Annotated in this window: 17 protein-coding genes and 1 tRNA gene; 6 read left to right on the top strand and 12 right to left on the bottom strand. The window is 63.2% G+C overall.

Features of this window, described 5'->3' with window-relative positions:
- Positions 1–57: 57 nt before the first annotated feature.
- On the bottom strand, positions 58–2079 hold the full coding sequence (gene uvrB, locus JHD67_RS01040; RefSeq protein ID WP_199096451.1) for an excinuclease ABC subunit UvrB: 2022 nt from the start codon (positions 2077–2079) through the stop codon (positions 58–60).
- Positions 2080–2231: 152 nt separating this feature from the next.
- Here uvrB and JHD67_RS01035 point away from each other — a divergent pair, with 152 nt between their 5' ends.
- Positions 2232–2780: a GspH/FimT family pseudopilin gene (locus JHD67_RS01035; protein WP_199096448.1), complete on the top strand. Its 549-nt coding sequence runs from the start codon at positions 2232–2234 to the stop codon at positions 2778–2780.
- Here JHD67_RS01035 and JHD67_RS01030 read toward each other — a convergent pair.
- A complete protein-coding gene (locus JHD67_RS01030; protein WP_199096446.1) occupies positions 2777–3115 on the bottom strand; it encodes a hypothetical protein in 339 nt (112 codons plus the stop codon). The two genes, JHD67_RS01035 and JHD67_RS01030, sit on opposite strands and share 4 nt — an antisense overlap.
- A gap of 180 nt (positions 3116–3295) precedes the next feature.
- Here JHD67_RS01030 and JHD67_RS01025 point away from each other — a divergent pair, with 180 nt between their 5' ends.
- Together JHD67_RS01025 and JHD67_RS01020 are read left to right on the top strand one after the other, a co-directional pair.
- Positions 3296–3745, top strand: coding sequence for a helix-turn-helix transcriptional regulator (locus tag JHD67_RS01025; protein ID WP_199096444.1), 450 nt, complete (start codon positions 3296–3298; stop codon positions 3743–3745).
- 38 nt (positions 3746–3783) lie between these two features.
- A complete protein-coding gene (locus JHD67_RS01020; RefSeq protein ID WP_199096442.1) occupies positions 3784–4194 on the top strand; it encodes a VOC family protein in 411 nt (136 codons plus the stop codon).
- 94 nt (positions 4195–4288) lie between these two features.
- Here JHD67_RS01020 and JHD67_RS01015 read toward each other — a convergent pair.
- The 8 genes from JHD67_RS01015 to grxD all read right to left on the bottom strand — a co-directional run bounded on the left by JHD67_RS01015 (position 4289) and on the right by grxD (position 16111).
- A tRNA-Asn gene (locus JHD67_RS01015) sits at positions 4289–4365 on the bottom strand.
- A gap of 62 nt (positions 4366–4427) precedes the next feature.
- On the bottom strand, positions 4428–5840 hold the full coding sequence (gene ppnN / locus JHD67_RS01010; RefSeq protein ID WP_199096440.1) for a nucleotide 5'-monophosphate nucleosidase PpnN: 1413 nt from the start codon (positions 5838–5840) through the stop codon (positions 4428–4430).
- A gap of 182 nt (positions 5841–6022) precedes the next feature.
- Positions 6023–9397, bottom strand: a complete 3375-nt coding sequence (locus JHD67_RS01005; protein WP_199096438.1) for a carboxypeptidase regulatory-like domain-containing protein — start codon at positions 9395–9397, stop codon at positions 6023–6025.
- Between the two features lie 349 nt (positions 9398–9746).
- The gene (locus JHD67_RS01000; RefSeq protein ID WP_233171558.1) at positions 9747–12173 is read right to left on the bottom strand and encodes a TonB-dependent receptor; all 2427 of its coding nucleotides are present in this window, start codon (positions 12171–12173) and stop codon (positions 9747–9749) included.
- A 402-nt stretch (positions 12174–12575) separates the two neighbouring features.
- On the bottom strand, positions 12576–14285 hold the full coding sequence (locus JHD67_RS00995; RefSeq protein ID WP_199096436.1) for a lysophospholipid acyltransferase family protein: 1710 nt from the start codon (positions 14283–14285) through the stop codon (positions 12576–12578).
- A 101-nt stretch (positions 14286–14386) separates the two neighbouring features.
- On the bottom strand, positions 14387–14983 hold the full coding sequence (locus JHD67_RS00990; protein ID WP_199096621.1) for a YhgN family NAAT transporter: 597 nt from the start codon (positions 14981–14983) through the stop codon (positions 14387–14389).
- Between the two features lie 34 nt (positions 14984–15017).
- Positions 15018–15788, bottom strand: a complete 771-nt coding sequence (locus tag JHD67_RS00985) for an SDR family NAD(P)-dependent oxidoreductase (protein WP_199096434.1) — start codon at positions 15786–15788, stop codon at positions 15018–15020.
- Positions 15788–16111, bottom strand: a complete 324-nt coding sequence (grxD, locus tag JHD67_RS00980) for a Grx4 family monothiol glutaredoxin (protein ID WP_199096432.1) — start codon at positions 16109–16111, stop codon at positions 15788–15790. Before grxD ends, JHD67_RS00985 begins: the two co-directional genes overlap by 1 nt.
- A 124-nt stretch (positions 16112–16235) precedes the next feature.
- Here grxD and sodB point away from each other — a divergent pair, with 124 nt between their 5' ends.
- Positions 16236–16814 carry a superoxide dismutase [Fe] gene (gene sodB, locus JHD67_RS00975; protein WP_199096430.1) on the top strand — a complete coding sequence of 193 codons (579 nt, stop codon included), beginning with the start codon at positions 16236–16238 and terminating at the stop codon, positions 16812–16814.
- Between the two features lie 70 nt (positions 16815–16884).
- Here the strand turns inward: sodB and JHD67_RS00970 are convergent, their stop codons facing one another.
- Together JHD67_RS00970 and purE are read right to left on the bottom strand one after the other, a co-directional pair.
- Complete coding sequence (locus JHD67_RS00970; RefSeq protein WP_199096428.1) at positions 16885–18039, bottom strand: 5-(carboxyamino)imidazole ribonucleotide synthase; 1155 nt, start codon at positions 18037–18039, stop codon at positions 16885–16887.
- Complete coding sequence (gene purE / locus JHD67_RS00965) at positions 18036–18539, bottom strand: 5-(carboxyamino)imidazole ribonucleotide mutase (protein ID WP_199096426.1); 504 nt, start codon at positions 18537–18539, stop codon at positions 18036–18038. Before purE ends, JHD67_RS00970 begins: the two co-directional genes overlap by 4 nt.
- 64 nt (positions 18540–18603) lie before the next feature.
- Between purE and JHD67_RS00960 the strand changes: the two genes are divergently transcribed.
- The gene (locus JHD67_RS00960; protein WP_199096619.1) at positions 18604–18876 is read left to right on the top strand and encodes a Trm112 family protein; all 273 of its coding nucleotides are present in this window, start codon (positions 18604–18606) and stop codon (positions 18874–18876) included.
- A gap of 162 nt (positions 18877–19038) precedes the next feature.
- Positions 19039–21327: a DUF1631 domain-containing protein gene (locus JHD67_RS00955; protein WP_199096424.1), complete on the top strand. Its 2289-nt coding sequence runs from the start codon at positions 19039–19041 to the stop codon at positions 21325–21327.
- Positions 21328–21332 lie beyond the last annotated feature (5 nt).

Genomic DNA, 21332 nt, shown 5'->3' with positions numbered 1-21332 from the left:
CCGCGCAGTATACGTGAGCCCAGGCCGGACGACAACCGTCCCCGAAAGCCCCGGCATTCAGCGCAGCGCCCGCTCCCGCAACTGGTGAATCTGGTCGCGCAGGCGCGCCGCTTCCTCGAACTCCAGGTTCTCGGCGTGTCTGTACATCTGCGCCTCCAGCTTCTTGATCATGTTGGCGGCCTGGTCGGCGCTGAGCGCGGCGTAATCGGCCGCCTTCTCCGCCACGACGGACGGGCGTTCACCGCGCCGGCCGCGCCCACGCGATCCCGCCTCGCTTCGCGCACCTTCCATGATGTCGGCGATGCGCCTCACCACCGACTGCGGGGTAATGCCGTGGTCCTGGTTGTATTGCTCCTGCTTCTCGCGGCGGCGCGCCGTTTCGTCCATGGCCGCTCGCATCGAACGGGTGATGACGTCGGCGTACAGGATGGCCTTGCCGCGCAGGTTGCGCGCGGCACGACCGATGGTCTGAATCAACGAGCCGGTGGAACGCAGGAAGCCCTCCTTGTCGGCATCCAGAATCGCCACCAGCGACACCTCGGGCATGTCCAGACCCTCACGCAGCAGGTTGATGCCCACCAACACATCGAACTCGCCCAGGCGAAGGTCGCGGATGATCTCCACACGCTCCACCGTTTCGATGTCCGAATGCAGGTAGCGCACCTTGACGCCGTGTTCGCTCAAATACTCGGTGAGGTTTTCGGCCATGCGCTTGGTCAGCGTGGTGACCAGCACGCGGTCGCCCATCGCGACGCGTTTGTGCACCTCGCCCAGCAGATCGTCCACCTGGGTACGCACGGGGCGCACTTCCACTTCCGGATCGAGCAAGCCAGTGGGGCGCACCACCAGCTCGACGATGGCATCACCGGACTTCTCCAACTCGTACTTCGCCGGGGTAGCCGATACGAAGATGGAGCGCGGCGCGCGCTGCTCCCATTCCTCGAAGCGCAGCGGTCGATTATCCATCGCCGACGGCATGCGGAAGCCGAATTCCACCAACGTTTCCTTGCGCGAGCGGTCGCCTTTGTACATGGCGCCCAGCTGCGGAATCGTTACGTGCGATTCGTCCACAACCAGCAAGGCATCCGCCGGCAGGTAGTCGAACAACGTCGGAGGTGGCTCCCCGGGCGCGCGGCGCGTGAGATGCCGCGAATAGTTCTCGATGCCTTGGCAATAACCCACCTCGGCCATCATTTCGATATCGAAGCGCGTGCGTTGATCCAGGCGCTGGGCCTCGACCAGCTTATTGTCTTTGTACAGCTGCTCCAGCCGCTCTTTGAGCTCTTCCTTGATGGTTTCGATGGCGTTGAGCACGCTTTCGCGCGTACTCGCGTAGTGAGTACGCGGATACACGGTGTAGCGCGGCACCTTGCGCAGGGTTTCGCCCGTCAGCGGATCGAACAACGCCATGTTCTCGACCTCGCCATCGAACAGCTCGATGCGCAACGCCTCGGTTTCCGATTCCGCCGGAAACACGTCGATCACCTCGCCACGCACGCGATACGTGCCGCGGCGAAGCTCCGTCTCATTGCGTGTGTATTGCAGTTCGGTCAGCTGTCGAATCAGGGCGCGCTGATCGATGTGCTCGCCCTTGGCCAGGATCAGGCGCAAGGACAAATAGTCCTCCGGATCGCCCAGGCCGTAGATGGCCGACACCGTGGCGACGATCAACGAGTCCTTGCGCGACAGCAGCGCCTTGGTGGCCGCCAGACGCATCTGCTCAATATGATCGTTGATCGATGCGTCCTTCTCGATATAGGTATCGGAGGCAGCAACATAGGCTTCCGGCTGGTAGTAGTCGTAGTAGCTGACGAAGTACTCCACCGCGTTGTGCGGAAAGAACTCCTTGAACTCGCCGTACAGCTGCGCCGCCAGGGTCTTGTTGGGTGCCAGCACGATGGTCGGCCGCTGCACCTTCTCGATCACATTGGCGATGGTGAAGGTCTTGCCCGAACCGGTCACGCCGAGCAGGGTTTGCGAGGCCAGTCCGGCCTCGAAGCCTTCACACAGGGCACGAATGGCGGCCGGCTGGTCGCCGGAGGGCTTGTAGGGGGAGACGAGCTCGAAACGGTCAGTCATGGCGGCTACATGCGGTCGCGAAGGGACATTTTAAATCGCCCCTGCTGACAGCGCCTGTCAGCAGGCTATGACCCATCGCCCCTCCCATCGACGACTCCAGGCCACGCGGGGCTTGGCTAGCCTGCCCCTTCTCAGCGCAGATGGGACGAGCCATGGCTTCGCAATGGAAGCACCGCACTGCCGGATTCACGCTGTTTGAGTTCATCGTAGCCCTGGGCTTGGGCCTGCTGCTGGCCACCCTGGCCACCCCTACCCTGACGCGGCTGCTGGACCGCCACCGCCTGTACACGGCCCAAACCGGCCTGATGGCCTCCTTGCAAGCCACGCGAACACTCGCCGTCATCCATCAATCACGCGCCATGCTCTGCCCGTCACGAGATGGCCGACGCTGCTCGGATGAATTGCATTGGGAGAGCGGCTGGCTGGTGGGACACTACCGCAGCGACAACGCCGACCAACTGGAAGGCACACCGCACTTCACTCGCCCCGGCCAGCCGCGTATCACCATCCTGAGTACCGCCGGCCGCCGCCGCGTCCGCTACCAGGCCGACGGCAGTGCGGGCGGCAGCAATGTCAGCTTTACACTGTGTCGCACCGGGCACGCGGAAGACGCGTTAAGTGTCGTCGTATCCAACGCGGGCCGCGCTTACCAGTCCACACCTACCCTGGATCAAGCCGCCCGTTGTGCCATGGGCGGTTAAAGACACGCCTTCGCGCTATCGCGATAGGCCCGCATGGCCAGTACCTCCACGCGCTCGTGCAGGCTCACTTCCGCCCCATCCGCTCGACTGCGCACCACCAGCCACTCCTCCGCCTCGGTGGTCGCGTTGGGCACGATGATCTGAAAGCCATCAGCTACTTCCATCATGCGCGCCGCAGGCGAGATTCGCGACCAATGGGCCAGCACACATTCGGCGTACTGGCGATCGGTCTTGACCGTACTTGCCTGAAACGTCGGCTTGTTACGCATGACATCGCCGCTGCTGGCGCAGCCAGCGAGCCACAGGGTTATCCCTAGCAATAGGAGCACACGCATGACGATCCCGGCGTTATCGCGGTGCTTCAAGTCTAGCGCGCACACGCCCAGGAGCGCGGCGAACCGCCGTATGAAGGGGTTGACTCCGTCCTCGCGCATGTCCACGGTCGTCCTGCTTGGCCGCATAGGCTGACGTCGGCGCACTTGAGCACCCCGAAATGACGTGACAGCATCGGGCACATGAACAAGCGACCCGCCGCAGCCCAGCATCTGCGCGACCTCGCGCGATTGCGGCGCGTCCGCGATCGCATCGACCGGGAGTACGCCCAGCCGCTGGATGTCGACGCGCTCGCGCGCGGGGCACACATGTCCGCGGGTCATCTCAGCCGCCAGTTTCGTCTTGCGTACGGCGAGTCGCCCTACAGCTACCTGATGACGCGCCGCATCGAACGCGCGATGACGCTGCTCCGACAAGGCGACCTCAGCGTCACCGACGTGTGCTTTGCGGTGGGCTGTGCATCGCTGGGCACCTTCACCACGCGATTCACCGAACTGGTCGGCATGCCGCCCGGTGCCTACCGGCGCCAAGAGACGCACGCGATCGCGGAGATGCCACCTTGCATCGCGCGACAGATAGCGCGACCGATCAGGAATCGAGAAGCGCTGGCTACCGAGCCGGACATAGACTGAACCCCATGGCCCCCCCCCCGCCGCTGAGAGAAACCGCCATGGACATCACCATTCACTCGAGCTTTCTTCCGCAGAACGACCCGGATGCCGCCCTCGCGTTTTATCGCGACACGCTTGGCTTCGAGGTGCGCAACGACGTCGGATACGGCGGAAAGCGCTGGATCACCGTCGGCCCTGCGGGCCAGGCCGCCCCCTCCATCGTGCTGTATCCACCCGAAGCCAGCCCCGGCATTACCGATGACGAGCGCCGCACTATCGGCGAGATGATGGCCAAGGGCACCTTCGGCATTCTCCTGCTGGCCACCCGGGATCTGGAAGGCACGTTCGAGCAGCTTCAGGCTCGCGATGCCGATATCGTGCAGGAGCCGACCGACCAACCGTATGGCGTCCGCGACTGCGCGGTTCGCGACCCCGCCGGCAACATGATACGCATCCAGCAACTGCGCTGAATCGCTTCAGCCATCAAGCTGAAGACAGCGGCCAAGAGGCAGGCTTGATACGCCAAAAACAAAAAGGGCTTACCCGAAGGTAAGCCCTTGAATTTGGCGCCCGAAGTTGGACTCGAACCAACGACCCCCTGATTAACAGTCAAGTGCTCTAACCGGCTGAGCTATTCGGGCGGGGTGAGCTGGATAGTTTGCGTATTCAGCTCGGGTCTGTCAAGCCGTTGCCGGCCGGTTTTTCAGCCCACCCGCTCGCCCGTGAGCACACGGTAGCAGGGCTCGTAGGCGGTACCGCCAGGCAGTTTCATACGGTCCTGCACCACGAAGGCCTTCAGCAGCTCGTCCAGCGACTGCATGATGTCGGCATCGCCGTCGATGGCGAACGGGCCGAACTTTTCGATGGCCCGCAGGCCCTCTTCCTTCACGTTGCCGGCCACGATGCCCGAGAAGGCGCGACGCAGGTCGGCCGCCAACTCGTGACGCGGACGATCGCGATGGATGGCGAGCGAGCGCATGGCTTCGTGGGTGGGGCGGAACGGCAGCTGGAACGCGTACGGAATATTGAGCGCCCAATTGAAGAAAAAGGCGTCCTTGGTATCCAGACGGTAGTTGCGCACCTTATCGATACCACGAACCATGGCACGCGCAACGGCGGCCGGATCGTCCACGATGATCTGGTAGTGCTGAGCCGCCGCATCGCCGAGGGTCAGTCGCAGGAAGCGATCGATCTGCTCAAAGTAGGCCGCCGACTGCTTGGGACCGGTGAGGATCAGCGGGAACGGCACGCCAGCGTTGTCCGGGTGCAGCAGGATGCCAAGAAGGTAGAGGATTTCTTCGGCCGTACCCACGCCGCCCGGGAACACGATGATGCCGTGACCCATGCGTACGAACGCTTCAAGACGCTTCTCGATGTCCGGCATGATCACCAAGTGGTTCACGATCGGGTTGGGCGATTCGGCGGCGATGATGCCCGGCTCGGTGATGCCGATGTAGCGGTTGTTGCGGCGACGCTGCTTGGCGTGGGCGATGGTGGCGCCCTTCATCGGCCCCTTCATGGCACCCGGGCCGCAACCCGTGCAGATATCCATGCCACGCAGGCCGAGCTGGTAACCCACCTGCTTGGTGTATTCGTATTCGTCGCGCGAGATCGAGTGACCGCCCCAGCACACCACCAGGTTGGGGTCGATCTGCGGCTTGAGGATGCGCGCATTGCGCAGGATCTCGAACACGGCATGGGTCAAGCCCACGCTGTCGTCCAGATCAAAGTTGCCCTGCTCCATCTGCGTCGACACGTAGACGATGTCGCGCACCACGGCCACCAGCAGCTCATTGATACCGCGGATGATCTGACCATCCACGAAGGCCTGGGACGGCGCGTGGGTCAACTCGATCTTGATGCCTCGATCCTGCTGCAGCACCTGGATGTCGAAATCCGGGAACTGCTCGAGGATGCTACGGGGGTCATCGCTCATGTTGCCGGAGGTGAGCACGGCCAGCGCGCAACGGCGCAGCAAGGCATGCAGGCCTGATCCGCTGGCGTCGCGAAGGCGAGCCACCTCGTTGCGGGACAGGATATCCAGGCCACCGGCGGGCGAAATGCGCGCGCTCACGGTGGCGGGGCGACCGGTCTTGCCGGCGTTCGTATCATTCATTGAAGCGTTCTCCTCGCCGCGCCCTCGCGGCTCGTACGTCCGAGCAAAACGCGGCGGACCGCGTAGCTTCTCGCGCCGGGCATGGCAGGGTCAAGCACGGAACCGCCCGGCGTTCAGCCCTCCCATAAAAAAAGCCGGCGCCCTTGCGGGCGCCGGCCTGACCGTCAGAACTTTCGACGGGTTTAGAACGTGTACTTCACGCTCAGCATGGCGGACCAACGCTGGGACGGGTTCAACGACTCGTTCACCGGGAGCGGGGACGCGTTCGGCGCGTAGTTGCCGTTCTTGTCCTTATAGTTCTTGCCCGAGATGTCGTAGTAGTAGTTGCCCTTGGCGTCGATGCCGCTCACGTCAGCCAGGTTACGCACACCCGGGAAGGTCGCACGGCGCTCCACACCCCAACGCTTGTTGAGCATGTTGGTGAAGTTGTAGATGTCCAGCGAGATGATGCCCTTGTTGCCGTCGAACAGGCCCGGAATTTCCTGGCGGAACGACAGGTCAAGCTGGCTGATCCACGCAGCACGATCGGCGTTGCGACCAGCGACCTCACCCTTGTGCTTGCGCAGGTAGTCGTCGCTGTTGACGTAGTCCATGAACTGCTGCTTCATCTGGCTGGTCACCGCGGAAGCCCACTTCACGTCGTCCACCGACTTCGGGATGTAGACCAGGTCGCGGGCATAACCGTCGCCGTTGATGTCGTTGCCGAAGGTCCAGCTGTACGGCGAGCCGGAGTGGCCGTCATACATCGCACTCACGGTGGTGGCGTAGTTGCCGAAGAAGCGGTGCTGCCAGGTCAGCGAGGCGATCACGCGCTTGGGAATCGAGTACGCCGACGTGGAGGCCTTGTCTTCGTTCGGATTCACCCAGACGTTGTTGCCGTAGTTGGAGTTGGCAACACTCGACGAGCCGGGGTTCACGTCCGTGGAGCGGTTGTAGCTGAAGCCCACCATGCCGTACCACTCGTCCGAGAATGCCTTCTTGAACGACAGCGTGACGTTGTCCGAACTGCCCTTATGGGTGTTGGTCAGCAGCGTCGTCGCACGGTCGAACGCCGGATTGCCGTTGGCGCGCTCGTTGCTCGAGGTCAGGCCGTTGGCGTTGGCGGTACCGCCGGTGCCCTTGACGTTGGCGTTCCAATACAGGTTACGACCATCCTGAGCCAGGCCGGTCGGGGCGCCGATGTTGATGTTCTTGTAGAAGATTGCATCGCGCACCTGCAGGTGGATCCACTCCACCGAACCCACGATGCCCATCCAGGGCAGCTCGCGGTCGAGCGCCAGGTTCATCTTCCACACGGTCGGCTGCTTGAAGCTCGGATCGACGGTATCCACCGCCATCTTCGCCGACGAGGAGCCCAGCGTGGTCGAGTTGCCCGGGATGATCGGGTTGTTGGGATCGTACGACGGTGCCGGCTTGGCGCCGATGCCGGCCAGCACGGTGCCCGGCAGGCCACTCTTGCTGTCGGTGATGTTCCAGGTGCCCACGCTATAGCCGTTGTTGGCATAGGCGTTGGAGATCCACACGCTCGGATTGTTCGCGATGAACAGGCCGGCGCCGCCACGCAGCTGGGTCATGCGCTCGGTGTCGAACTGGTAGTTGAACGACAGGCGCGGCTCGATTACGCGGTTGCCGCTGACGCGGGTGTTGTTCGCGTAGCCGAAGCCACCCTTCGCCGCCACGCATGCCGCCGTCTTGCCATCAGCCTGGTAGGCAGTGAACGCCTTGCCCGGAGCGGCCGCGAAGCACGGATTGAGCATCGGCTGATCGTTGGTCAGCGGGATATCCACACGGGCGCCGTACTGCACCGACAGACGGTCGGTTACCTGCCAGGTGTCCTGCAGGAAGATGCCGTACTGGTTCAGCGTGTAGCGTGCGGCCACGTCGTCCAGCGAGTAGCCGTTGACCGGGCGCTTCATCTGGTAGTTGTACCAGGCGCCATTGGGCCATGCGGACAGGTTGAACTGGTACGAACCGAAGTAACGCTGCAGGAACGCGTTGTAGTACTCGTCGCGCTGGTAGTCAGCGCCACCCTTGAGGGTGTGGTCGCCCAGATAGACGGTACCGGCGAAGTAGGCGTTCCAGGTCTTCACGCTCAACGCGTTGACCTGACTGCTCGGCTCGGTGCCCAGCGCCACGTTGGTGCCGCTGCTGGCATCGTTGTTCGGGTAGACCTGGATGTACGGCTGATCGCCGCCCACCAGCGCCGCGCGGGCCTGGTCGTAGGTGGCGTACGAAACGTTCGTCTCGGTGGAGAACTTGTCGTTCCAGTCGTCGAACAGGCTCACCGTGTAGCTCTTGCTGTCACGGTTCTTGGAGTACCAGTTACTGCTCAGGTTCAGATAACCGACGGCGCTGGCCGTGGCGATCGGCTGCACTTCGTTGGTCTTGTTGAAGCGGAAGCTGGCGCGATGGTTGGACGAGATGTTCCAGTCCAGCTTGACCAGGTAGCGCTTGTCGGTCAGATCGAACTTGTCGGTGTAGTTGCCCGGGGTGAGGCCGAGCTTCTGCGCCTGCGCGATGATCTGATCCACCTGCGCCTGGGTCAGGCCCTGCACGCCATTGGTGTAGCTGGAGTCAGACGGGCCGTAGCTCGAACCCACGCCGACCTTTTTGGATTCTTCGTACGAAGCGAAGAAGAACAGCTTGTCCTTGACCAGGGGGCCGCCGACGGTGAAACCCGAGGTCCAGTTGCGGTCGAAACCGGTGTACTTGGAGCTCTGGCCATTGGCGTTCTTCAGCTCGCCCACCATGTCATTGGTGTTCTGGAAGGTGTAGTACACCGAGCCGTGGAATTCGTTAGTACCGCTCTTGGTGACCGCATTGACGTTGGCACCCACGCCGCGACGGGCGGAGACGTCGTAGTTGGCGGTCGAGATGTTGTATTCCTCGATCGTGTCCTGCGAGATCGGCGTACCGACGCTGGCCAGGCCGTTGTCTTCCAGACCGAACGGGTCACCCGCGCTCACCGTGTCGATGGTGATGTTGTTGTAGCGGAAGTTCTGGCCCAGCGCGGAGATCTGGCCGCGGTCGCGGTCGGAAATGGTCACGCGCGGATCGAGGCGAACCACGTCCTGGATGGAGCGGTTCGGCGTCGGCGTGGCTTCGAGCTCACGGCGCGACACGTTGGTCGACAGACCCTTGTTGTCCGAGTTGAAGGTCTGCGACAAGGTCGTCGCCGACACCGTCACGCCGCCGAGGTTCTGCGCGGCAACCTGCGACGCGCCCATGGTCAGATTGACGGCCGTGTCCGAAGCCAGCTGCAGGTACACGTTGTCCTGCTCGGACTGGGTGCCGTCCTTGGAAACCTTCACATCGAAGGGACCGCCCACGCGCAGACCCTGGGCCGAGTAACGGCCGCTGGCATCCGTGGTGGTGGTCTTGGTGGTGCCGGACGGCTCATGCACGATCTGCACGGTGGCGCCTGCGACCGGCTGGCCGCTGGCGTCAACGATGCGGCCGCTGATCGAGGAGGAGTTGTCCTGTGCCAGGACCGGCGACGCCGCGAGCAGCGCGGCAATCGCGACCGGCAGCAATTTGGTACGCAATGCGTTGTTCATCGAGATTCGACCCCTAAGAGATTCGCAAGAAAGCATGGGACCAGCACAGAGGAGTCCCATGCCCCTCCGCCACCGTCTTAAGTGACTGATTCCCCAAAATTATTTGATGCGTCCAAGGCGCCCGGCGGGAGCCGCCGGCCAGGACTCATCACGACGAATGTATTCGTATTATATTACAATTTCGTAACTTTTTGACGAAAAACTCACACGTACTTGCGCTTTTTAGGGCGAATCTCGTAACTATTTGCTGTCGCTGTGCGGCGCCAGAAGACGACATCAGGCGGGCTGCAGCCAAAAAAAAACCGGCCCCCGAAGGGGCCGGTTGGCAAGGCGAAAAGCCGATGCGGTTTTAGAAGAACGACGCGCCGAAAGTCACCATGTAGGCACGCGGCTGCAGCAGGCCGTAGGTCGGCGAACTGGTGTAGAGCGAACCCATCGAGGTGGCCAGGAACTGCGCCGAGCTGACGTACGAGAACGCCTTGCGGTCGGTCAGGTTGCTCACATTGAGCTTCACGTACGGGTTCTTCAGCCAATCCCAGCTGCCGAACTTGTAGCCGGCGTTGAGGTTGAGGGTAGCGAAGCCACCCACGCGCTCGGTATTCATGTAATCGCCGTACAGCGAGCTGGTGACGCGTGCCGACAGCGAGGCCCACAGGTGGCTGCCATCGTCATAGGCGATGCTGACGTTGCCGATGTTGCGGGCCGTATCAGGCATGGTCTTGCCGTTGGTCGGATAGATGCCGTCGCCGCTACCACCATCGATGCTGCCGACGATCTTGGCCTGCGTGTAGGTGTAGGAGGCATACGCCGTCCAGTCCTGCGCCAACTTGTAGCTCAACTCACCGTTGAAACCCTGCATGTGCATGCGATGCACCGAGGTGTAGTAGGTGTAGCCCGTAGCCTGGTCGTAAGCGCTCTGCTGCTTGTTGTTGTAGTTGCTGCGGTAGATATCGGCGCTGGCGGACAGTGCGTCACCGTAGAAGCGGTAGCCCAGATCGGTGTTCCAGGCGGTTTCCGGCTTGTTCGCGTCAGCCTGGTTGTCCAGGGCATTCAGCAGCGCCACCGTGTTGGTGGGCGCGCGGAAGGTCTTGCCGCTGCCAATAAAGAACTGGTTACGCTCATCGAGCTGGAACTTGATACCCGCGGTCGGCAGGAACTTGTTCCAGTTCTTGTCCACGTTGGAGTAGTTCTGTTGCTTGGTGACGGTGCCGGCGGTGGAACCCGGGTACTCCCATACGAAGCCGTTACGGTTCGTCCACAGGTAGCTCACGCCAGCGGTGAAGGTCCACTGGTCGTTCGGGGTCCAGTTGTCGGTGACGAAGCCCTTCTTGATTTCGGTGTTGGTGTATTCGTCATACACCAGCTGCGGACGGCCGCTCGGGTAGTAGATATAGGCCGAGTTGGCCCACAGGTCAGCCGGGTTGCCCTGGCTGTCCGCCTGGCCATAGCTGTTGTCCTGGCTCTTGCGCGAACGCTCGTACCACACGCCGTATTCCAGGCTGTTATCCAGGCCAAAGTCCTGGTTGATCTTGGCGATCACGCCCGGGCGATACGTGGTGGCGGCCGAGTAGGAGTACACCACGCCCTTGGTGTTGTTGATCACCGCGCCGTCGTTGTTGACGTCCTGGTTGGCATAGCCAAAGCGATTGGTAGCCGCCGTGCTCTCGGTGACCGTCGCCGCGGCGCCGCCGCCGCCGTTGCCGTACCAGAAATACGGCACCACCGACAGGCGCGTGCTATCGCTCAGCTTGAACTCGCCGTCCAGGCTGAACATGTAGCTCTTGTACGGATTGGTGCGCAGGCCGTAGTAGTAGGTGTTGTTGCTGATGGCGGCCGCCGAGGAACCCTGCGACCAGGTCGGCAGGTAGTCGTAGTAGTAGCCGTTCTGGGCCACCTGAGCCTTGGTCAGCGAGCGATAGCTGTCGTTGTTCTGGCGGTTGTACTGCAGCGACGCACTGATGGAGTTGTCGTCATTGATGGTCCAGATCGACTTGCCGTCGACCTTGGTCACATTCATGTCGCCCTGACCACGCCACTTGTCGGCGGAGTTGTTGGAGTACGACAGCCAGGAGCGCACCGGGCCGGTGTCGCCCGTGTTGAAGCGGATGAAGGTGCGGCGGTAATCGTTGTTGCCCAGGCTCTGGGTGAAATCAAGGCCGGCGTTGTGCGAGGGGTCGATCGTCGCCCAGGCGATATGGCCACCCGAAGCGCCCGAGTCCGGCATGTCGATATCCGGAATGCCCTGCAGCACGGTGATGTCGCCCATGTTCTCCGAATCGCCGTACTCGGTGGCGTACACGGAGTAGCTGCCCGTGTCGGTGATCGGCGCGCCGTTCACGGTCATGCCGATGTCGGACGAGTCGAAGCCGCGGATGCTGTAGTGGCCGTTGGCCAGGCCAGTGACGTCATCGGTGGCGGCGTTCACGCCCGGGATGGAGCCGATCATCTGGGTGAAGTTGGCACCCGGGGAAGCCTTCTCGATGGCATCGCGCGTGATGGTCGAAACCGCCTTCGGCGCGGTCTGCACCGACATCAGGCCACCGCCGAGCGTCAGGCTCTGCGCCTGCACCGTCACCGTGTTGAGCTGCTGAACGCGCTTGGTGTCGTTCGAGGTGGTGGTGTTGGAGGTGCTGGACGCATTGGCGCGCTGGGCGGTCGCTTCCTTGGTGGTCGCCTGGCCGTTGTCCTGGCTGGCGGCGTCCTGTGCGAAAGCGGACCCGGCCGTCATGCAGAAGACGACCGCGATCGCCATGGAAAGGTGGTTACGTTTCATCATCGTCGTTTCCATAAGTGACAAAAGTGGAGCAAGCCGCCTGCGGCGAAGGCTCTTCAGGCAGCGGGGATTTGTGGGGTGGCGCATTCTTCGAAAAATCTTTCGCAATATTCGAAAAATCTCACGCAACCCCTTGCCCTAAAACGTAATTTCATTCGTTTAACGTAAAATTAAACGTTTTCTCAGGGCGTAAAAAAGCCCGATCGGTTGAAGATCGGGCAAAAATTACGAAATCAGTTAACGCACCGGCCCCTACGTGAAACACCCCTTGCGCACGGGCCAGCCTCGCTAAGGTTTACAGAAGTATTTTACAAGAAATTTACCGTTCGATCACGAAAGGCGCAAAAACGCACTTTTCGCTCGAAACAACTCGCGTGGAGTCGCAGGTGGACGGCGCCGGCCGCCTCACTTGCCGAGATAGCGCGCCCGCTTGGCCGGCTTGAGTGTCGCCAGATCCAACATAACCAAGCCATCGACACAACCAGAGAAGCCCGGGTCTTCGCCAAAGGCGAGGAACTGCACGCCTTCCGGATCCACCAGATCCACATATTGGCGATACAGCACCGGCAGGCTCACACCCAAGGCATCCAGGTGATGCTTGAGCTTGCCCAGCCCTGCGGCGGGATCCAACCCCGCCAGCGCGTCACGCACCAGATCGAACACCGCCGGTGACACGACGAATGGCTGCCGGGCCGAGGCGAGACCCGGTGCGCCGAAGTAATGCTGGTGAGCCGCGGCGATCCACTCGCGCGCCTCGCGCGGCAGACTGACCGACATGCTCACCGGTCCGAACAGATAGCGCAGTTCGGGATGACGTTGCAGATACAAGCCGATGCCTTGCCACAGGTGATCGAGCGCACGCGAACGCCAATAGGCTGGCGCGATAAAACTGCGGCCCAGCTCGAGGCCTTGCGCCAGGCGCGATTCCAGCGCGGGCGAATAATTGAACAGACTGGAGGTATACAGCGCGCTCATGCCGCGCTCGGTAATCAAACGTCCGCCATGACCGAAGCGGTAGGAGCCGACGATACGCAGCGCCTTGGGGTCCCACAGCACCAGATGCTCGTAATGCGGGTCGTACGCATCCAGGTCCCGGCGCGCGCCGGTGCCCTCGCCCACCTTGCGAAAGGTGAGCTCACGCAAACGACCGATCTCACGCAGTACCGCGCTGTCCGACGCACCCTTGAACAGCAGCAGTTGCTTGCCATCGTTGAGCTCGGCCAGCTTCTCTGCCTGCGATTGCAGTTCCGCCACCACCCGCTCCGTCGGCTCCGGATGGGCCAGCGGTGTCTGTCCGCCAAAGATCAGGCCGCGATGGCGACCTACGCGGTACACATGGCGACGCATCAACTTGGCCGCACGCTGCGGCAAACCGCCGCTGTGCTGTTCCAGTTCGTCGGCACCGACCAACGCGCCCACGCTAAAACCGATACGCCGGCTCACCGGCGAAATCGCCTCGCGCGGCAACATGGCCGTGCTCAGCGGCTTGGCCAACATGGAAAGGCCGTAGAACATGGCCGAATTGCGCGCCGCCACATGGATCGGCAGCACCGGCGCGCGGCTGCGCAGCGCCAGCCGTGCAAACCCATCCGACCACCGCCCGTCACTCACGCCGGACGGACGCACGCGCGACACTTCGCCCGCGGGGAACACGATCAGCGCCTCGCCCTTGTCCAGGGCGCGATAGATATTGCGCATGCGCGACGCCGCGCCGCTGCCGAATACATCCACCGGCAGCAGCAGCTTGTGCAGCTGGGGAATCGACATCAGCCAGTCGTTGGCAAGAATGCGCACATCGCTGCGCACTGACCCCACCAATTGCAGCAAGGCCAACGCGTCCATAAAACCCAGCGGGTGGTTGGCCACGATCAGCGCGGCGCCTTCGACGGGAATGTTTTCGCGCTCGCGCGGGTTAACGAAATAGCTGACACCGAGCAGGTCGAGCGAGCGCTCGACAAAATCGAAGCCTTCGGCCTCCCCGATCGCAGCCAGGGTCCGGTTGAAGCCATCCTCGTCGGCCAGCCGGCCCAGCATGCCAGCCATCGGCCGGCGAATCAGGGGATGTTGCGCCAACCATGGCAGACGTTCGGTGAGGGTCTGTTCGACGCTGAGCATGACCGCCTCCTGGGAATTTCCCCAAATGCTGGTCTTGGATTATGACAGCAAGGTTATGCGGATAGGACCGAAAGATCACGTCAGTGCAAACGCACCCTGTTTCAAACAGCCAGATGCAGGTACGCAGCCACGCCGCCAAGGAACATTTGCACCGATAGCGCGATCAGCAGCATGCCCATCACCCGCTCCAGGGCGGTCAGCACGCTCTCGCCCAGCCAACGAAACAGGTAGGTCGAGCACAGCAGGATCACCGAGGTCGCCAGCCACGCGCCGAGCAGCGCAATGGCCCAGTCCGCCGTGCGACCGGGCTGGGTATTGGTGAGCAGCAGCAGCGCCGCCATGGCCGAAGGGCCGGCCACGCCGGGGATAGCCATGGGCACGATGAACGGCTCTCCCTCGCCCTGCTTGCCGAAGATGCCTCCCTCGTGCGGCGGAAAGACCATGCGGATGCCAATCAGGAACAGCACGATGCCGCCCGCAATGCTGATCGACTCTTGCCGCAGCTGCAGCAGCTTGAGAATGAGCTGACCACCCACCAGGAAACACAGCAATACACCCAGTGCGATCAACAGCTCGCGCACCATCACGTAACGGCGTCGCTTGGGCGCGACATCCTTCAGCAGGCTGAGGAAGATCGGGATATTGCCCAGCGGATCCATGATGAGAAACAACAGGATCGCCGCCGACAGCGTGGTCATCTGCGTTTCCATCAGCGCAACTCCTTATGCGCCGTCATGCCGGCACCCGCAGGTCGAGTGCCGCGCCGCGCGCCTCGCGGCCTTGGCCGCCAAGCAGATAGATGGCTGCACGGGCTGTGGCATCCGGCAGCGGGTGCTGCATGGTGTCTTCACCGAAATACGCGGCGCGGCGCAACGTAGTACGCATGGGCGCGGGCAGCAGCGCATGGGCACGCAACGACGTACCCTCGGTTTCCTGGTGCAAGATCTCCACCATGCGCTCCAACGCCGCCTTGGACACGCCGTAACCACCCCAGTGGGCGCGCCGCATCAAGGCGGGATCATCGAGCACGAACACAGCGGCACTATCCGGTGCCTGGGTCAGCAACGCCATGCAGGCTTGGGTGAGCGCAAACGGCGCCGACACGTTGACATGCAGCGCGCGCAGCCAATCGTCCGGCTTGTGCACCGCCAGCGGGGTGAGCCCATTGAAGCTGGCCGCCGCATGCACGATGCCGTCCAGGCGGCCGAAGTCGCGCTCCAGGCCTTCCGCCAGCGCTTCGTAGTCACGCGGCGTGGCGGCTTCCATGTCCAGGGGATGGATGACCGGCTCGGGCAAGCCTTCACTCACCATCGCATCGTAAAGCTGTTCGAGCTGGCGCTTGCGGCGACCGGTGATGACGACCGTGGCATCCGCGCGCGCGGCCGCGCGCGCCACTGCGGCACCCAGGCCGCCATAAGCACCGGTGACCAGGATCACACGCCCGGCAAGGCTGTGCGCTGGCGGCGACCAATCGGCCGGTAGTTGAGCCATTGGCAACGTCATCAGGAATGCGCCCCGGCCACATCTGCCGCCATGCGCGCCAATTCGCCGGAGGCTTTCAGATCCTCCACGATGTCGCAGCCACCGATCAGCTCCCCCTGAATGAACAGCTGGGGAAAGGTCGGCCAGTTCGCATAGTGCGGCAGCGCAGCACGCACTTCCGGATCGGCCAGCACGTTCACAGCGTGAAACTCCGCACCCGCGTCCGTCAGCGCTTGCGCCGCGCGGCTGGAGAAGCCACACATGGGGAACTGCGGCGTGCCCTTCATGAAGAGCACAATGGCGTGTTCGGCCAGCACGGCCTTGATTCGCTCGTTAACGTCCATAGTCTCTTCATTCATCATTACAATGCACGTAGACCGATAGTGTAACAGTCGTCACTCGGCGGCCGCTTACCTGCGAGCTTGCCGGCACGATCCCTTTCCTCAGCCAACGCCCAGGAGCCATATCATGGCGATCGAACTCCCCCCCTTGCCCTACGAAAAGAACGCGCTCGAGCCGCACATCTCGGCGGAGACGCTGGAGTATCACTACGGCAAGCATCACCAAGCCTACGTGACCAACCTCAATAACCTTATCAAGGGCACGGAGTTCGAGAACGCTGCGCTGGAAGACATCATCAAGAAGTCCTCCGGTGGCGTGTTCAACAACGCCGCCCAGATCTGGAACCACACCTTCTACTGGCACTCGCTGAGCCCGACCGGCGGCAAGGAGCCGACCGGCAAGCTGGCCGATGCCATCACCAAGGCCTTCGGCTCGGTGGAGAAGTTCAAGGAAGAGTTCACCAAGTCCGCCGTGGGCAACTTCGGCTCGGGCTGGACCTGGCTGGTGCAGCGTCCGGACGGCTCGCTGGGCATCGTCAACACCTCCAACGCCGCCACGCCGATCACCGGCAGCGACAAGCCGCTGCTGACCTGCGATGTGTGGGAGCATGCTTACTACATCGACTACCGCAACGCCCGTCCGAAGTACATCGAGGCGTTCTGGAACCTGGTCAACTGGGACTTTGCGGCCAAGAACCTGGCCTAACCGCCGGTTGGGTTGTAGCCCATCAAAAAAACGGAGCCGTCACCGGCTCCGTTTTTTTTATGTCTTTGCCTCAGCCCAGCTCGCGTACCGCAGGGTCGGCCTGCTGGTCGCGATGCAACGCATGGGCAATGCCTGCCAGGCGTTCCACCAATTGCCTGGCGTTTTCGGCACACACCGTGGCATGCCCCACCTTACGCCCGACGCGCGGCTGCTTGCCGTAATCGTGCCAGTGCGCATCCACCGCGGAGAGCACCGGTGCGGCATCAGGCAGCTCGCCGATCCAGTTGAACATCGCCGATAGACCGCGCGCGGAGGTATCGCCCAGCGGCAGGCCCAACACGGCGCGCACGTGATTCTCAAACTGGCTGGTGAGCGCACCCTCGATGGTCCAGTGACCTGAGTTGTGCACGCGCGGCGCCATTTCGTTGCCCAACAGCTCGCCATTCTTCACGAACAGTTCCAGCGCGAACACGCCCACGTAGTCGAGCTTTTCCGCCAGCGTGCGCGCAAGCTCCGTGGCGCGCTGTTGCAGCTCGGCGATATCCGGTGCAGGCGCAAGACTCAGCGAGAGCACGCCATCCGTGTGCCAGTTCTGGGTCAGCGGCCAGGTGCGGAATTCGCCATCGCGGCTACGCACGGCGATCACCGACAACTCGCGGTCGAACGGCACGAAGGCTTCCAGTATCAGTCCATGCGCCGCGGCCTGCCCACCCAGCGCCGCCCAGGCGGCATCCGCATCGGCCAGCGTCTTGATGCGGAACTGACCTTTGCCGTCATAGCCCAGTCGGCGGGTTTTGAGAATGGCGGGCGCGCCAATCGCGGCCAGCGCCTGATCCAGCTCGGCACGGGTGTCGATGGCTTTGAACTCGGGCGTATGCAGCCCGCATTCGCGGAACAGCGTCTTCTCGGCCAGGCGATCCTGCGCCACCGCCAGCGCGCGCGGGGCCGGGAACACCGCCACACGCTCGGCCAGCCGATGCGCCGTTTCGGCCGGCACATTTTCGAAATCGAAGGTGACCACGTCGACCTGGGCGGCGAAGTGCTCCAGCGCCTCGTAATCGGTCCAATCGGCCACCACCAGCGGCGCGACCTGGCCGGCGCAGGCGTCTGCCGCGCTGTCCACCACCAGCGACTTCACGCCCAGCGGGGCCGCCGCGAGCGCCAGCATACGGGCCAGCTGACCGCCGCCCAGGATGCCGAGAACGGGTTGGCGGCGCGCGCTCACGAGCGCGGGTCCGGATGATCGAGCACGCTTTGCGTCTGGCGGCTGCGATAGGCGTCCAGAGCCTTGGCCAGCGATGGGTCATGCAGCGCCAGCACGGCGGCGGCCAGCAGGCCCGCGTTTACCGCCCCGGCGCGGCCGATGGCGAGGGTACCCACCGGAATGCCTGCCGGCATCTGCGCGATCGACAGCAGCGAATCCATGCCGTTGAGGGCCTTGGACTGCACCGGCACGCCAAACACCGGCAGACGGGTCTTGGCCGCCAGCATGCCCGGCAGGTGGGCCGCGCCACCGGCGCCAGCCACGATCACCTGGATACCGCGCTCGACCGCTTCCTCGGCGTAGCGAAACAGCAGGTCGGGCGTACGGTGCGCCGAAACCACCTGCACTTCATGGGCGACGCCAAGTTCAGCCAGCACATTGGCCGCATGCTCCATGGTTTCCCAGTCGGAACGGGAGCCCATCACAACACCCACACGTGGCGGGAGGGAAGTCGACGTCATGACCCAAGCCATCCAAAAGGGTTATTGTACGGCCTTTCCGCGTTTCGGCACGATCCCGCTCCCCATGGACAAACGCCTGCTCGACATCCTTTGCTGCCCCGTCAGCAAGGTCCCGGTCCGCCCCCTCGCCCGACCCGAACTGGAGGCACTGAACGCCGCCATCGGCGCTGGCGAGGTGCAAAACGTGGCCGGCAACGCCGTCCGCGACGCGCTGGCCGAGGGTCTTATCACCACCGACCGCAAGGTCGTCTACCGGGTAGAGGACGGCATCCCCGTGATGCTGCCTGAAGAGGGTATTGGCACCCTCCAACTGCGGGATTTCCCCAGCGCCAGCTGAGGCAGCCGCGTAGCCACTGTCCGTAAAACCCTACGCCAGATGTGAACGCGTCGACATATATCGAAGCGGTGCATGACAGCGCGCCGGGCTTTCTCGTATTGTAGTCAAGCGTAAATGTCGGGATGGGCTGCACGCACATCGGCATCACTTCAGGGGTGGGCGATGAAAGACGCCAGTGAGACATCCAATATCGTCAGCCTAAGCCAGCGCCTGGACCCGTCCAGTGAGCGCGGAGGCGCCCTCTTGAACAACGTCCGGGACATCGCAGGCCGTCGCCTGCAGATCTTGATCAACGGCATGTTCGAGCATGTCGACGATGCGTTGTTCGACCTCGCCGAGAAGGCGGAAAACAACGCCGCCCAGATGCACTATTTCGACGGCATGCGCGAAGTGCGCAAGCGCCGCCCCATGATCGAGCGCAGCTTCCTTGCCCAGATAGCGCGCGAACTGACCGACTTTGCCGCCAGCGTTCGCAGTAACGCGGGCAACCTCGGCGCGCCGCCACTGCCGATCGGCTCGGTGGAGCTGTCGCTGGTGGCCGATAACGAGCTGGAAGAGTCGCTGGCCATCACCAGCATGATCGGCAAGAACGAAACCCGCCTCACGCGCGACCTGTTCGCCGTGAACCAGCGCCTCTCGGTGATCTACGGCGGCATCAAGATCGACGATGCCAGCAATCCGATCGGGCCGTCGGCGTTGTCGCAAGCGTTCCGTCAGGCGATGCGCGAGCTGAGTGCGGAGATGCGCGTCAAGCTCATCATCTACAAGCTGTTCGACCGCTATGTGCTGGCCGCCCTGGACGAGCTGTACCAGGAGGTGAACGCCGAGCTGGTGCGGGCGGGCGTACTGCCGCAGCTGCGCCACGAGCTGCCCCGCTCGAGCGGCACCCCCCGCACGAGCGGCACCGGCGCTGCCGGTACCGCCGCCGTCGAGGGAGACGACACCGGCACCTTCCTTGCCGAAGACGAGGGCGCAACCTCCAACGAATTGCTGCAAACACTGCGCACGCTGTTCAGTGCGCGGCGCGGCGGCCCGGAAACGCCCATGCGCGTACCGGCCGGCGCCATCCAGATGCCGAGCGCGAACGAGCTGATCGGCGCGCTGAGCGTGTTGCAGAGTCAGGCGGCGATCAATCCGCACCCAGCCCTGCACGGCGCCAACGCCCTGGAGCTGGCCGGCGAAGTACAAGCGCTCAAGGAACATCTGCTGGCGCAGATCGGCTCGCTGCGGGGCGAAAAGCCCAGCCAGGTGTCGACCATCGACGAGGACACCATCGACCTGGTGGGCATGCTGTTCGAGTTCATCCTCGAAGACCGCAACCTGCCGACCGATATGCAGGTGATGCTGGCGCGCCTGCAGATTCCGTATCTCAAGGCGGCCATTCTTGACCGCAAGCTGTTCGCGCATCGCCAGCATCCGGCCCGTCGCCTGCTGGACAGCCTGGCCGATGCAGCCAAGGGCTGGTCAGCCGAGTCCGATCGCGATCACCGTCTGCACGACAAGATCAAGTCGATTGTCGATCGCCTGCTGCAGGACTTCGACGACGACCTGACCATCTTCGAGCGCCTGTGCGCGGAACTGCAGGAATTCCAGGACATCAGCCGCCGCCGCGCCGAATTGGCCGAGCAGCGCGTGGCCGAGTCCACTCGCGGTCGTGAAAAGCTGGAACAGGCCCGTCGCCGTGCCGCCCGTGAAATTCTCAGCCGCATCGACGGACATAGTTTGCCGCCGTTGATCCACGGCATCCTGTCGCGCGCCTGGGCCAATTACCTGGTGCTGACCATCCTGCGTCAGGGCGAGGAATCCAGCGAGTTCCGCGACGCGTTGCGCTTTACCAACGACTTTATCGACAGCACCAAGCCGGCACGTACGCTCGATGAACGCCGCGCACTGCGCCAGATGCTGCCGGGCATCGAGCGCGCGCTGCGCCGTGGCCTGGCCAATGTGGCGTTCCAGGAAAGCGATATCGATCGCCTGCTGGCCCAGTTGCACACCTATTACCGGCACCAGCTCGGCGAACCGGTGCCGGAGGCCGAAGTGCAGGCCGTGGAGGAATCCACCCACCTGCCTATTCCCGAAAGCATTCAGCCGATCACCGAAAGCGATACCGAGCTGCCCCGCAGCGAGACCGACGCGGAGCCGCTGCTGGACTCGCCGCAAATGCAGCTGGTGACGGAACTCAAGCCGGGCACCTGGCTGGAGTTTGTCAGTGGCCCGGAAAGCCTGGAGCGCGCCAAGCTGTCGTGGATCAGCCCGATGAGCGGCCGCTACCTGTTCGTGAATCGTCGCGGCCTCAAGGTCGCCGACTACGCTCCGCATGAACTGGCCGAAGCACTCGCCGCCGGTACCGCACGTGTGCTTGAATCCACCGCGCTGTTCGACCGCGCGCTGGATGCCATCGTCGGTCGCCTCAGCCAACCCGCTTCGGCCACCAGTCCTACGAACGAATGAATTCC

Origin of the sequence: Dyella sp. ASV21 (assembly GCF_016428975.1) — a bacterium.
GTDB lineage: Bacteria > Pseudomonadota > Gammaproteobacteria > Xanthomonadales > Rhodanobacteraceae > Dyella.
Note: the sequence above shows the minus strand (reverse complement) of the source record. Positions and strands in the feature narration are given on the sequence as shown.

Excerpts from the sequence above, each read along its gene's own strand:
- sodB (WP_199096430.1), top strand. The coding sequence starts at position 16,236 with ATGGCGATCGAACTCCCCCCCTTGCCCTACGAAAAGAACGCGCTCGAG.
- JHD67_RS00985 (WP_199096434.1), bottom strand. The coding sequence starts at position 15,788 with ATGACGTTGCCAATGGCTCAACTACCGGCCGATTGGTCGCCGCCAGCG.
- JHD67_RS01035 (WP_199096448.1), top strand. The coding sequence starts at position 2,232 with ATGGCTTCGCAATGGAAGCACCGCACTGCCGGATTCACGCTGTTTGAG.
- ppnN (WP_199096440.1), bottom strand. The coding sequence starts at position 5,840 with ATGAATGATACGAACGCCGGCAAGACCGGTCGCCCCGCCACCGTGAGC.
- purE (WP_199096426.1), bottom strand. The coding sequence starts at position 18,539 with ATGACGTCGACTTCCCTCCCGCCACGTGTGGGTGTTGTGATGGGCTCC.
- JHD67_RS01030 (WP_199096446.1), bottom strand. The coding sequence starts at position 3,115 with ATGCGTGTGCTCCTATTGCTAGGGATAACCCTGTGGCTCGCTGGCTGC.
- JHD67_RS01025 (WP_199096444.1), top strand. The coding sequence starts at position 3,296 with ATGAACAAGCGACCCGCCGCAGCCCAGCATCTGCGCGACCTCGCGCGA.
- JHD67_RS00990 (WP_199096621.1), bottom strand. The coding sequence starts at position 14,983 with ATGACCACGCTGTCGGCGGCGATCCTGTTGTTTCTCATCATGGATCCG.
- JHD67_RS00995 (WP_199096436.1), bottom strand. The coding sequence starts at position 14,285 with ATGCTCAGCGTCGAACAGACCCTCACCGAACGTCTGCCATGGTTGGCG.
- JHD67_RS01005 (WP_199096438.1), bottom strand. The coding sequence starts at position 9,397 with ATGAACAACGCATTGCGTACCAAATTGCTGCCGGTCGCGATTGCCGCG.
- JHD67_RS01000 (WP_233171558.1), bottom strand. The coding sequence starts at position 12,173 with ATGATGAAACGTAACCACCTTTCCATGGCGATCGCGGTCGTCTTCTGC.
- grxD (WP_199096432.1), bottom strand. The coding sequence starts at position 16,111 with ATGGACGTTAACGAGCGAATCAAGGCCGTGCTGGCCGAACACGCCATT.
- JHD67_RS01020 (WP_199096442.1), top strand. The coding sequence starts at position 3,784 with ATGGACATCACCATTCACTCGAGCTTTCTTCCGCAGAACGACCCGGAT.
- JHD67_RS00960 (WP_199096619.1), top strand. The coding sequence starts at position 18,604 with ATGGACAAACGCCTGCTCGACATCCTTTGCTGCCCCGTCAGCAAGGTC.
- JHD67_RS00955 (WP_199096424.1), top strand. The coding sequence starts at position 19,039 with ATGAAAGACGCCAGTGAGACATCCAATATCGTCAGCCTAAGCCAGCGC.
- uvrB (WP_199096451.1), bottom strand. The coding sequence starts at position 2,079 with ATGACTGACCGTTTCGAGCTCGTCTCCCCCTACAAGCCCTCCGGCGAC.